14 protein-coding genes and 1 tRNA gene are annotated in these 12,976 nt (G+C 30.4%); 6 read left to right on the forward strand and 9 right to left on the reverse strand.

Translation table 11 applies throughout. From position 1 onward, the window contains the following. The first annotated feature begins 57 nt into the window (after nt 1-57). Genes V7P59_RS11380 through V7P59_RS11390 form a run of 3 tightly spaced genes read left to right on the forward strand, consistent with a single transcriptional unit; the run spans nt 58 to nt 3,054 of the window. Entirely contained in the window at nt 58-513 is a 456-nt protein-coding gene (locus V7P59_RS11380; RefSeq protein WP_333810278.1) for a hypothetical protein, read from the forward strand. After that, nucleotides 464-2,860, forward strand: a complete 2,397-nt coding sequence (locus V7P59_RS11385) for a PAS domain-containing protein (RefSeq protein WP_333810279.1) — start codon at nt 464-466, stop codon at nt 2,858-2,860. The genes V7P59_RS11380 and V7P59_RS11385 overlap by 50 nt, the downstream gene beginning before the upstream one ends. A gap of 26 nt (nt 2,861-2,886) precedes the next feature. Further along, nucleotides 2,887-3,054 (forward strand): hypothetical protein, encoded by a 168-nt coding sequence (locus V7P59_RS11390; RefSeq protein ID WP_333810280.1) that lies wholly within the window; start codon nt 2,887-2,889, stop codon nt 3,052-3,054. Between the two features lie 86 nt (nt 3,055-3,140). On the opposite strand, the gene V7P59_RS11395 is transcribed toward V7P59_RS11390, so the two are convergent. Continuing rightward, on the reverse strand, nt 3,141-4,121 hold the full coding sequence (locus tag V7P59_RS11395; RefSeq protein WP_333810281.1) for a polyprenyl synthetase family protein: 981 nt from the start codon (nt 4,119-4,121) through the stop codon (nt 3,141-3,143). 97 nt (nt 4,122-4,218) lie between these two features. Beyond that, nucleotides 4,219-5,259, reverse strand: a complete 1,041-nt coding sequence (gene rlmN / locus V7P59_RS11400; RefSeq protein WP_333810282.1) for a 23S rRNA (adenine(2503)-C(2))-methyltransferase RlmN — start codon at nt 5,257-5,259, stop codon at nt 4,219-4,221. Nucleotides 5,260-5,343: 84 nt separating this feature from the next. Between rlmN and V7P59_RS11405 the strand changes: the two genes are divergently transcribed. Together V7P59_RS11405 and V7P59_RS11410 are read left to right on the forward strand one after the other, a co-directional pair. Beyond that, entirely contained in the window at nt 5,344-5,895 is a 552-nt protein-coding gene (locus V7P59_RS11405; protein ID WP_333810283.1) for a hypothetical protein, read from the forward strand. Then, entirely contained in the window at nt 5,896-6,537 is a 642-nt protein-coding gene (locus V7P59_RS11410; RefSeq protein WP_333810284.1) for an O-methyltransferase, read from the forward strand. 7 nt (nt 6,538-6,544) lie between these two features. Here V7P59_RS11410 and V7P59_RS11415 read toward each other — a convergent pair whose 3' ends face one another. The 6 genes from V7P59_RS11415 to V7P59_RS11440 all read right to left on the reverse strand — a co-directional run bounded on the left by V7P59_RS11415 (nt 6,545) and on the right by V7P59_RS11440 (nt 11,960). Beyond that, a complete protein-coding gene (locus V7P59_RS11415) occupies nt 6,545-7,096 on the reverse strand; it encodes a phosphatase PAP2 family protein (RefSeq protein ID WP_333810293.1) in 552 nt (183 codons plus the stop codon). Continuing rightward, the gene (locus V7P59_RS11420) at nt 7,096-7,443 is read right to left on the reverse strand and encodes a twin-arginine translocase TatA/TatE family subunit (RefSeq protein WP_333810285.1); all 348 of its coding nucleotides are present in this window, start codon (nt 7,441-7,443) and stop codon (nt 7,096-7,098) included. The genes V7P59_RS11415 and V7P59_RS11420 overlap by 1 nt, the downstream gene beginning before the upstream one ends. 104 nt (nt 7,444-7,547) lie before the next feature. Next, entirely contained in the window at nt 7,548-9,824 is a 2,277-nt protein-coding gene (locus tag V7P59_RS11425; protein WP_333810286.1) for a M1 family metallopeptidase, read from the reverse strand. 16 nt (nt 9,825-9,840) lie between these two features. Beyond that, nucleotides 9,841-10,347 (reverse strand): DUF6702 family protein, encoded by a 507-nt coding sequence (locus tag V7P59_RS11430; protein ID WP_333810287.1) that lies wholly within the window; start codon nt 10,345-10,347, stop codon nt 9,841-9,843. A 16-nt stretch (nt 10,348-10,363) separates the two neighbouring features. Further along, complete coding sequence (locus V7P59_RS11435) at nt 10,364-11,194, reverse strand: hypothetical protein (protein WP_333810288.1); 831 nt, start codon at nt 11,192-11,194, stop codon at nt 10,364-10,366. Continuing rightward, nucleotides 11,184-11,960: a carboxypeptidase-like regulatory domain-containing protein gene (locus tag V7P59_RS11440; RefSeq protein ID WP_333810289.1), complete on the reverse strand. Its 777-nt coding sequence runs from the start codon at nt 11,958-11,960 to the stop codon at nt 11,184-11,186. The genes V7P59_RS11435 and V7P59_RS11440 overlap by 11 nt, the downstream gene beginning before the upstream one ends. 113 nt (nt 11,961-12,073) lie before the next feature. Between V7P59_RS11440 and pepE the strand changes: the two genes are divergently transcribed. Continuing rightward, nucleotides 12,074-12,781, forward strand: coding sequence for a dipeptidase PepE (gene pepE / locus V7P59_RS11445; RefSeq protein WP_333810290.1), 708 nt, complete (start codon nt 12,074-12,076; stop codon nt 12,779-12,781). Nucleotides 12,782-12,815: 34 nt separating this feature from the next. Here pepE and V7P59_RS11450 read toward each other — a convergent pair. Next, a tRNA-Gly gene (locus V7P59_RS11450) sits at nt 12,816-12,888 on the reverse strand. Nucleotides 12,889-12,976: the final 88 nt, after the last annotated feature.

The raw sequence follows: 12,976 nt of genomic DNA on the forward strand, positions 1-12,976 counted from the left end.
AATAAGATGATGCAAATAATTTTATAAAATAAATTTGAATTGCATATGAAAAAGACCATGGAAACTTCAATTAAATCAAGCAAAAATCAAGACAAAAAATCAAGCAAAATTGAACAAAATACAAGTTTAATTTATGCTTCATTTATTAATGATTTTGACATTGATAAAATTGAATCCTTAAAGATAATTAGAAAAGAGAAAAAATCATATCTTAATTTAATGTTTATTTTAAACATGATTTTTATAGGATTATATTTTATTAAATTTAGTTGGTCACTCTTATTATTACACTCTATAATTTATTTGACTCTTTTCTTGTTTTCTGAGCAATATCATTATTTTATAAAATTTACTGAAAACAATCAAAAATATAAATTCACAATACCATCAAAAGATTATTATTTATTTAATGAATTAGAAAAAAATCTTAATTCTAAAAAAGTAACCCCTATAATTACTAAAAATGAATCACCTACTAAAGGCCATCTCAGAAGCCAACAATTACCTGCTTAAAGAAAATAATGTTCATGATGCACTTCAAAACTGTATAAATGCTTTAGGAAGCAATATACTTATTGATAGATGTTATATTTTCAAAAATGAAATTGTTGAAAACACCTTAATATTGAACTATGAATATGAATGGTGTAAAGAAGGTACTATTCCTTTTATTGACAATCCTGATTTAAGTGGCTTAACTTATGATGAATTTCCTGGGCTTTATCCTTCTTTATCACAAAATTTACCTTTATACGGTTTAGTAAAAGAGAGTACAAATGCTTATTTTAGAGAGTTAATGGAAATGCAAGATATTAAAGCATATTTGTTTACTCCTATTTTCTCAAATAATGTGTTTTGGGGCTGGATTGGATTTGATGATTGTGAAAATGAAAGAATTTGGCTTGAAGAAGAAGTTAATGCGCTACATACTGTTGCTCACAATATTGGTCTACGTTTAAATCAAGAAAAAGTTAGATTTGATTTAGAAAAAACACTCAACGAATTAGACTTTTACATGCAAGGCTCAAACCAAGCAAAATGGGAATGGAACTTAGTTACAAATGAAGTGAAATTCACTTATAACTGGTTTGGAATGCTAGGATATCAAGATGATGAATTAGAACATACGTATGAAACTTGGCAATCTAGAGTACATCCAAATGACATTGTAGAAACTCATTATAAACTTGAGCGATTTATTGCAAGAAAAACAGATAAGTACGAAGGTATTTTTCGAATGAAGCACAAAAATGGCAGTTATATTTGGATAAAATATTCAGCCATAATGATTGATAATGATTTTGGTGTTGCTGAAAAAATTATTGGAACTCATATTGATATTAGCGAAATTAAAACAAAAGAAATTGAACTTGCTAAACAAAGAAATGAATATGATCATTTGGTAAATAATTTAGCAGAAATCATCTTTAAAACCGATTTAAATGGAAATATTATTTTTCTAAACAATAGATGGGAAGAAATCACAGGCCATAACATTAACTCTTGTATTCATAAAAACATCTTTGATTTTTTAGAAAACGTAACGTTAGAAGAAGCAAAAGAACAACTGTTTAATTCAAAAGAATCTAAAGGGTTTGAAGTACAACTTTTAAAGAAAAACGAAGAAAAAATTTGGGGATTATTACTACTTAATATTGATTTAGATTTTACAACAGATCAAAAAATCATAATTGGCAGTATTACAGACATCAATGATACTATAAACTTTAAAAACAAGTTAGCCATATCCGAACAAAAATATCGATTTATTGCTGATAACACCTCTGATTTTATCATGCAGCATCAAAAAGATGGCACTATTACGTATGCTTCTAACAACTCAAAAAAGATAACTGGATATAGCCCTGCTGAATTATTGTCTAAAGACCCATACTCTTTTTTTCATCCCGATGACATTGAAAGAGTAAAAAAGCAACATGCTAATATTTTGGAAAATAAAAATGAGATTATCACTTTTAGATTCAAAAAAAAGAACGGAAAATATGTATGGTTAGAAACTTATTCAAAAACAATTCTTGACAATAAAAATAAAATTGTTGGTATTCAAACTTCTAGTCGTGATATAACAGAAAGAGTTAAAGATAGAGAAAACATTCAACAAGCTTTAATTAAAGAAAAAGAGTTAAATGAATTGAAATCTGGTTTTGTTACTATGGCTTCACATCAATTTAGAACACCATTATCGGTTATCTATTCAAATGTTGAGCTTTTGAATTACAAAATGGAAATTTTAAAATTTGATAAAAAAGAAGAAATTGAACGAATTTCAAGCCGAATTTCAAACGAAGTAAATCGTATGACCGAACTAATGAACAATATATTAGTTTTTGGCGCTTATGAATCGAATAATTTAAAAATTGATATTAAAGACATAAATCTAAACAGCTTTATTGAAAATTTAATTGAAACTTATTTCAATAACGAAAAAGACGGAAGAAAAATAATTATTGATAATCCGGTTTTTAATGGCAGCATTCAATCTGACGAAAGTTTACTAACACACATTCTCAACAACTTAATTTCAAATGCATTCAAATATTCTGTCGGAAGTAGTAATCCTGTGATTAAAATTGAATATAAAAAAGAAAAGTTTAAAATTGAGATCATCGATTTTGGATGTGGAATTCCAAAAGATGAAACCAAACATCTTTTTAAATCGTTTTTTAGAGGTAGCAATACTTCAACAATAAAAGGATCTGGACTTGGACTGATAATAGCAAAACAATTTACCGAATTATTAAATGGAACTATTTCAATTGAAAGCAAAGAAAACGAAATAACCATCGTTACCTTAGAATTTCCTTACAAACAAAATACTGAATTACAAAAACTGAATTAACCCAAAACCAAAAAGAAAAGAAAAAAATGGACGCTTCTCTAAAAGATTTTTTAAAGTATTACAATGGATACATTAAAAACAAAGGATATGAACCTTCTGCTTATGATGTAAATTTTTGGATACTTAATTTTTTTAAATCTAAAGAAAAAGACAAGTCTGAAAAGAATCAAGAAAAAACCAAAAACAATCCATAATTTTTTTGATCAAATTGAATAGACTTAATTAGTTATAAAGAATATCCCTAACTTCTTTATAACTTTATTTAAAAATTGAATTTGGATTATTTTTTTCTTTCAATCACGTAATTCACCATCAAAATTAAGGCATCTTTATAAGGAGAAGATGGAAATTCCTCGATTAATTGTAAGGCTTCTTGTTGAAATTGCACCATTTTTTCTTCGGCATAAGCCAACCCGTTTTTATCTTTTACGAATTGGATTACTTCTTTAACACGTTTTTTGTCTTTGTTATGATTTTTTACAGAATTAATTACCCAACTTTTTTCTTTAGGGGAACAATTATTCAAAGCGTAAATCAATGGTAAAGTCATTTTTTGTTCTTTAATATCGATTCCGGTTGGTTTTCCAATGGCATCATCGGTGTAATCGAATAAATCGTCTTTGATTTGAAATGCCATTCCAATAAGTTCTCCAAACTTTCGCATTTTTTCAACCAAAATACTATCCTCTGGAACAACAGAACAAGCACCAAGAGAACAACAAGCTGCAATTAAAGTAGCTGTTTTTTGTCGGATGATTTCGTAATAAACATCTTCCGTGATATCTAATCTTCGGGCTTTTTCAATTTGAAGTAATTCGCCTTCACTCATTTCTCTCACAGCAACTGAAATGATTTTTAATAAATCGAAATCATTATTATCAATCGAAAGCAACAATCCTTTAGACAATAAATAGTCACCTACTAAAACCGCAATTTTATTTTTCCAAAGTGCATTTAAAGAGAAAAATCCGCGTCGTTTATTACTATCATCTACCACATCATCATGTACTAAAGTGGCAGTATGAATTAATTCAATAACTGAGGCACCTCGATAAGTTCGTTCATTAACTGAACCGCCAGAAACCATTTTAGCAGTTAAGAAAACAAACATGGGTCTCATTTGTTTTCCTTTTCTATTAACAATGTAATGAGTAATTCTATTCAATAAAGCTACTTTTGAAGACATAGAATCGCGAAACTTCTCTTCAAAAAGTTCCATTTCATTTGCGATAGGTAGCTTTATTTGTTCGGTTATTTTCATTCAGATACCAAAAGTACAAAAACAATTGCTAAAGGCAAAAAATTAGGTTCTGAAACAATCGTGAAACTTCGGGACAGAATAACAAAAAAAAGAAAAATTACGATTTATTAGCCAATTGCCCACAAGCCGCATCGATATCTTTACCACGACTTCTTCTTACTTTTGCCACGATATTATTTTTTTCTAATGCTGAAATATAGGCTTCAATTGCTTCATTTGATGCTTGTTGAAACACACCATCGTCAATTGGATTATATTCGATAAGATTAACTTTACAAGGAACATATTGACAGAATTTCACCAAAGCATCAATTGATTTTTTATCGTCGTTGATTCCTTTCCATACTACGTATTCGTAAGTAACTTTACTTTTGGTTTTTCTGTACCAATATTCCAAACTTTCACGCAAATCGGTTAGCGGGAAGTTTTTAGTAAAAGGCATGATTTCGTTTCGAATTTCCTCAACAGCCGAATGTAAAGAAACTGCTAATTTGAATTTCACCTCATCATCCGCCATTTTTTTAATCATTTTCGGAATCCCAGAAGTAGAAACTGTTATTCTTTTTGGCGACATTCCTAAACCTTCGGTAGACGTAATCATATCAATCGCTTTCATTACGTTTGGATAATTCATCAAAGGTTCACCCATTCCCATAAAAACGATATTCGATAAAGGTCGGTCGTAATACAAACGGCTTTCATTATCAATGGCAGCTACTTGGTCGTAGATTTCTCCTGGTTCCAAGTTTCTCATACGTTTTAATCGGGCTGTGGCACAAAAATTACAATCTAAACTACAACCCACTTGCGAAGAAACACAAGCGGTAGTTCGAGTTTCTGTAGGAATCAAAACAGACTCAACTATTAAATCGTCATGCAAACGAACGGCATTTTTAACGGTTCCATCCTCACTACGTTGCATTGTATCAACTTTGATGTGATTGATTACAAAGTTAGCTTCTAACATGGCGCGCGTTTCTTTAGACACATTGGTCATATCCTCAAAAGTATGCGCACGTTTTTGCCATAACCATTCGTAAACTTGATTGCCACGAAACGCTTTGTCTCCGTTAGCAACAAAGAAGTTACGCAATTGTTCTTTTGTAAGTGCTCGTATGTCTTTTTTCTCGATTTGCATGGTGCAAAGTTAGGTTAAAATGTTTAATTGTTAAATCCTTAAAATGTTTAATTGCTAATTTGTATTTTTGAAAAAAAAAGAAAGATGAAATTATTCTCAAGTTTACTTATCATAAGCATTTTTACAACAAGTCTACTATTTGGACAAGATAAAAAAAACGACATAGTTTTTGATGTTAATAAAAATAAAACTCACATAATTAACCTAGTTGTTAATGACACTCTTATTATAGATGGAAAATGGGAAGAAGTAATAAAAATAAAAAATAAATTTGAAGTCAATAATCATTTTATTGGACTCAAAAACATAAATAATGATTTCATAGAAATAGCTGTAAACAATAAAAACAAAACGCAATTCTACTCAAATTCTATTTCTGATGTAGAACTTTTAAAGTCATCAAAGGAATTTGAAAGCTATAAATGCAAAGCCAACTACAACTCATTTAATCCTTTAAAAAGTGATAATAAAAGTTTCTATAGTTATTTTGTAGAAAATAAAAAAATATTAATAACAACATTAGTTGGAATTATTCAAGATTATTATTTGGTAATTAACTACTACCCTAACAGTAAAAATGAACCTGCTGAAATTGACAAACTAGTTCAATTATTTCAATCTATAAAATTTAATTAAATGCATTTCATATCAGAAGATTTAGAAGATTACGTTGCCAATCATTCACAAGCGGAACCCGAATTATTAGCGAAACTCAATAAAGAAACTTACCAAAAAATCATGCAGCCTCGTATGTTGAGTGGGCATTTTCAAGGTAGAGTTTTGAGTATGCTTTCGAAAATCATTCGTCCGAAACATATTTTGGAAATTGGAACGTATACTGGTTATGCTGCTTTGTGTTTAGCAGAAGGATTGGCTGAAAACGGAACTTTAGACACCATTGATATTGAAGAAGAATTGGTCGATTTTCAAAGAAAATATTTCGATGCTTCGCCATGGAAAGACCAAATTTATCAACACTTAGGTGATGCGGTTGATATTATCCCAACTTTGAACAAAAAATTTGATTTGGTTTTTATTGATGCTGATAAAGAAAACTATGTAAATTACTTCCATTTAATCGTTCCGATGATGAATAAAGGTGGAATCATTCTATCAGATAATGTATTATGGAGTGGAAAAGTATTAGAAGAAGTAAAACCAAACGACAAAAGCACACCTGTTTTATTAGAATACAATAAATTACTTAATACTGACCCAAGAGTAGAAACAGTATTACTACCCATTCGTGATGGCTTAACAGTTAGTCGTGTTTTGTAATAGAATTTTATTTTTTCCCAAAGAACAAGTACAATTTATAAAAAACAAATCCGAAGGTTGCTCCAAAGAAATAACCAGAAAGAATATCTATTGGATAGTGCAATCCTAGATAAATTCTACTATATGCAAAGATTAAAGGAAATAAAAACAATAAATAGGTATACTTGTAATACTTTCTTATAATTAAAAAAACAAAAGTTGTTGAAGCCATTGAATTTGCCGCGTGTCCAGAGAAAAAACTAAATGATTTTCTAGTGATTACTTTGCGCATAATTCCATCGAAATCTGGATTATTACATGGACGTAAACGCTCGAATGAATATTTGAATAAATTGGTAATTTGATCTGTAAAAGTGATTAAAACGGCTAGAAAAAGAATAATTATTCCGAAGTTTTTCCAGCCTACTCTTTTTTGAATTAAGTAAAAAACAGCTATGAATAAGGGAGACCAATATAACTGCTTGGTTATGATTTTCCAGAAACCATCAAATGGTTCAGAACCCAATCCGTTTAAAAAAAGGAATATTTCTTTATCAAAGTCAATTAACTGCTCCAAAATTACATTTGTCTTTTTACAGGTCCTGTTATACTTTCAATATCTTCTTTGACTTGTTCAATAGGATTTTGAACCTCTAAGTTGATATTCTCCATAGGATTAACCATTTTGGTAATTCCTTCTTTTGCTTTAGCAATTTCATCTGAAACACCACCGGTTAAAGTATTCATATCTAAACCCGAATCCTGAGCTCCTTTTTGAATTTCACTTTTAATTTCGTTGGTAGCATTTTTCAGTTGCGCCATACCTTTACCTAAAGCACGCGCAATATCTGGAATCTTATCTGAACCAAATAGCATCAAAACTACTAGAATAATAAAAAAGAATTCGCCTCCTCCTATTCCAAACATAACCTACTATCTTGAAAATTAACATTGCAAAGTTACAAAGTTTTACCCCTACAATATCTTAAAGTAATCAAAAAAAAAGACTATCCGAAGATAGTCTTTTACAATTATTTTTTGTCTAATTTGTCAAACTTAGATTCTGCTTCACCTTTTGGCCAATAATTATTCTCAACGTCAATATCAGCTGTTTCTAATTTAGGATCAATTTGAATCTTTACTACTTTTTTCTGAGTAGCAAAAACACGTTTAGCAGTATCATTGTTCTTTCTCCAAATTTGTGCTGGGAATTTGTGCATTTCACTCGTTCCATCTTCAAATTGAAGTTCTACAATGATTGGCATAATTAATCCTCCTGGTTTTTCAAACTCTACTTCATAGAAATATTTAGGAGAATTTAATGCTGCTCTTTCAGCTGATGAATAATTTTTACTTAAATAATCATTCAGGATTTGTGTACTATTGATATCAAAAGCTTTCTTTAGTTCTGGTTTAAAATCTGGATTATCTTCTGCAACTAAATATAGCATTGGTTCGCCATCGCTTATTTTTCTTCCTCTTCTATTAAACATAGCTTGAGCTTCTTTTGTTGCTTCTGTAGAAACGTAATATTGTTTTACCGATTTTACTCCAATATCTGTGTAATCAGTTGAGTAAAACCAACCTCTCCAAAACCAATCTAAATCAACAGCTGAAGCGTCTTCCATTGTTCTAAAGAAATCTTCTGGTGTTGGGTGTTTGAATTTCCAACGATTTGCATATGTTTTAAAAGCATGATCAAATAACTCATGCCCCATAATAGTTTCTCTCAATATATTTAAACCTGTTGCTGGTTTTCCGTATGCATTTGCTCCAAAGTTGTAAATATTTTCAGAGTTAGACATAATAGGCTCTAAATATTTTTGATTTCCTTTCATGTAAGGTACAATATTTTTAGCTGGACCTCTAGTTGCTGGAAAATTTGGATCAAAAGAAATTTCTGTTAAATATTCTAAGAACGTATTTAATCCTTCATCCATCCAAGACCATTGTCTTTCGTCTGAGTTGACAATCATTGGGAAGAAATTGTGTCCTACTTCATGAATAATAACACCTAACATTCCATATTTAATTCTATCACTTACAAAACCTTTTTCGTCAGGACGACCGTAGTTCCAACAAATCATAGGATATTCCATTCCTTGGTCTTCTGCAGAAACAGAAACAGCTTTTGGATAAGGATAATCAAATGTATAATGCGAATACGTTTTTAAAGTATGTGCCACCACTTTTGTAGATAAGTCTCCCCAAAGCGGATTAGCTTCTTTTGGATAAATAGACACCGCCATTGGCTTATTTGTTGGTAAATCAACAGCCATTGCATCTAAAATAAATTTTCTTGATGTTGAAAACCCGAAATCGCGAACATTTTGTGCTTTAAATTTCCATGTTTTCTTTTTGTCAGAGAATCCTTTTTCTGCAGCAATTGCTTCATCTTGGGTTACAATTACAACTGGCTTATCAAAAGTTTTTTGAGCTAATTCCCATCTTTTAACTTGTTCTGGAGTAAATACTTCACTTCTGTTTTGTAATACTCCTGTTGCTTCCATAACATGGTCTGCTGGAACGGTAATATTTACCTCGTAGTCACCAAAAGCTAAAGCAAACTCTCCTCTACCCCAAAATTGCATATTTTGCCATCCTTCTACATCATTATAAACAGCCATTCTTGGGAAAAATTGTGCCATTACATACAAACGATTACCATCAGGAAATTGCTCATACCCTGAACGACCGTTATTTGCTTGTTCTTGATAATTTACAATATTGTACCACCATTTGATTGAAAACGAAACTTTTTCACCATTTTTCAAAGGAGTTGGTAAATCAATTCGCATCATCGTTTGATTGATGGTATATTTCATAGGATTTCCTTTGGCATCTTTTACATATTCAATGTTAAAACCACCTTGAAAAGGCTTATCCATATACTTCTTAACAAAACCATTAGCTGTTATGGTTTTATCCATATTTTGACTTTCTACTAAAGGCGTTTTAGAATCTGGTTTTTCAATATTTTGGTCTAATTGCACCCACAAATACTCTAACGATTCTTTTGCATTATTATAATAGGTAATTGTTTCTGAACCATAAAGCTTTTTATTTTTATCATCAAGCTCAATATTCATTTTATAATCGGCTTTTTGCTGATAATAAGCAGGTCCTGGCGCTCCAGAAGCCGTTCTAAACATGTTTGGAGTTGCCATTTCATCATACATTTGACGAAATTTATTCTCATTATAATGTCCAGGTTCGCGCTTTTTATCTTCTGGTTTAGCATCTTGAGCTACAACTCCAAAAGTAACTGCTAAAGTTAAAAAGGCACTAAGTACAATTGACTTTTTCATAGGTTTTAAAATTCTTTTAATAGTCTATTTTTTGTTGCGTATCACTATTAGTAAACAAAAAGCTGTTTTTGTTACGATTAATATTTACATGAACAATATTTTGTTGTTCTTCATAAACATTGGTTAATAATGAATTAAAGATTTCGAAGGTATTTATTTTTTTTGAAATAGCAATTTTACTGTAAAAAATTAACACATCACCTTCTACTTCACGAGCTAAATAAACTATCTCTTGAGGTTTCTTATTAATCGAAATTTTTACGTTTTCTTTTAGGTAATCTTTGATTAATACTTCGGCTTCTGGCAATTCTTTTGTAGAAGTTAAATATACTTTTTTCTTGTATTTTTTTTCTAATGCTTTTTCTAAATCATCAATAAAAATGCGATGAGAAATTTCTATTCTTTTTTTATTAGACACATAATCTATTTGAGTTACTGAAACATAAAATTTATGCCATACAAATGAGCTTAATACAATTACCAAAAAAAATGGCAAAAAAAGTCGCAATAGGTTCTTCTTCATTTGGTAAAAATAGTAATTATTCTTTTTGCTTTTGAGATTTAAAGTTTTTTGCTTTTGTGGTTAAATACTCAATAAGTTGCATTTCATGTTCTGGTTTTAAAAATAATGACAAATCTTTAATTGGCATTTCGGCAAACTGCAAAAACATTGGAATATCTTCATGTTTAATTTTTAAGGTTTCCACAAAAAAATTATGTGAAAAACGCTCAAACATATGGTCTGAAAAAGATTTAGTTTGAATATCACGTTGTCTTCGTTCTTCGAATACTCGTTCAGAATTTTTCTTAGGATTTCCTTTCATATTAATTAAACTTAGCAATCCTGCACCAATAGCCAAAAAGTTAAAATTTGAACCATTAGGCGCCAAATTACTTATCATAGCTGTATTAACAGGTGTTCCAGAACGAACATCATCTTCATAATATTTAATGTTCATATCAATTTTTGAAAATCCTTCTCCGTACACTTGTATTCGTTTGGTATCTTCTTTTAAAGTTCCAGTTAAAGTATAAGGTGTAACTTCTATTTCATTGAGTTCGGTAACTTTTATGTATAATCGTATTTCTAATTCTTCTAACCAAAAATCCTTATCAGTTAGTACATACTTTTTAGAGTCATAGGAAATTCCTTGAATATATAAGGTATCTGTAGCTCTAGCTTTTATTGAAAATTTCCCGTCAACATTTGTAACAGCTCCAATATTTGAGGTAATATTAAAAACTGTCAGATTTTCCACTTCAAGAGAATCTGCTACAATTCTTCCTTTCAAAATTTTTCGTTCCATTTCTTGAGAAAATAAAAATTGACTCAAAAGAAATGTAAAAATTAGAATGTAATTATTTTTCATTTTTTACCGATGTTGAAGGTTGTAACTCATTTAATCTTAAATATTCAACAGCAAGTTCTGATAATACGAAAGAAGCCATTGTTTTATTTTTATCTTTCATAGCGTTGACAAATTTTTCATTTTCTACAATATAGAATAGAAAACCATCAACATACTCATCAGGAATTTTCAATGTTTCAACAAAATATTTTCTTTCAAAATAATCCAAAGTTTCAGCTTGCAACATTTCTTTTCTTTCAACTACAAGTTCCTTCTTTAACATTGTAGTTCTTCCACTGATGGAATTAATTAATCCATCGACACTCATTCCTCCCAGCGGAATTAATAAAGGGCTATACCATTTAAAATCTCCAGCAGCAGCCAATTTACGTTCGGCTGGCGTATAAGACTTTTGATTGGCGGGAATTATTCCAAGAGCTACCGCATTAATATTTTTATAATTTATAATAGCTATCTCCTTTAATTCTGTTATAAGGGATTCCATTTTGATTAATAATAAATCATTTGAAAAATCACTTTCTTTTAAAACATATCGAGTGGCTTTTAAATTTATAGCACTAAACTGAAGTGTGTCGGAGACTTTGGCTTTTATTTTAAAGTAACCTCTTGAATCAGTGACAGCCCCATTTTGTTTGGATAAATTAATGACGTGAATTCCCTCCAACAAAGAAGATTCAGAAACAACTTTTCCATTAACAATGGAATCATTTTGCGACAAAACAACTAAAGGACAAAAAATAAGAAACAGAAGTAATTGTTTTGCCATAATTTTTATTTTTATCTTTTGTAAATTTAAGTTTATTCTATTAAAATGAAATCCTAACAAGATGATAAACTTATGTTAAGACAAAATTGATAGCTTTGTAGAAAAAATAATCAATGAAAAATATAATTATTGCCAGCACTTCTACCTTACACGGAGGCGAATATTTAGACTATTTATTACCCGAATTACAAACATTCTTTTCAAATGTAAAAGAAATACTTTTTATACCGTATGCAAGACCTAGTGGTATTTCACATGATGATTATACTAAAAAAGTAACCGGCGCTTTTGCTAAAATCAATAAAACAGTAAAAGGAATTCACGAATTTGAAAATCCAATTGAAGCTATTGAAAATGCACAAGGAATTTTTACTGGTGGCGGAAACACCTTTTTATTAGTGAGTCAATTATACAAACACAATATCATTGATACCTTAGAAAAAGTAGTTAAAAACGGCACACCTTATTTAGGAACCAGCGCTGGAAGTAACATTTGCGGTTTAACGATGAGTACTACTAACGATATGCCCATTGTTTATCCGCCAAGTTTTAGAACATTGGCATTTGTTTCATTCAATATCAATCCACATTATTTAAATCCAATTGAAGGCTCAACACATATGGGAGAAACCCGAGAAACGAGAATTAATGAATTTCATCATTTTAATCCACAACCTGTTGTGGGATTAAGAGAAGGAAGCTGGTTAGAAGTAAAAGGAGATTCTATAAAATTAAAAGGAACGTTAACGGCAAGAATTTTCAAAAGAAACGAAACTCCCGTTGAAGTGGCTCCAGAAACCGAATTAAACGAATTGAAATAAAAAAAGCCTTGCAAATGCAAGGCTTTTTTTGTTGAGCGGAAGACGAGGCTCGAACTCGCGACAACCAGCTTGGAAGGCTGGAGCTCTACCAACTGAGCTACTTCCGCAGGTGATAATTTTTAAAACTTTATCTTGTTTTGGAGCGGAAGACGAGGCTCGAACTCGCGACAACCAGCTTGGAAGGCTGGAGCTCTA

The organism is Flavobacterium sp. (genome assembly GCF_036782315.1).
In the GTDB taxonomy this organism is placed as follows: Bacteria; Bacteroidota; Bacteroidia; order Flavobacteriales; family Flavobacteriaceae; genus Flavobacterium.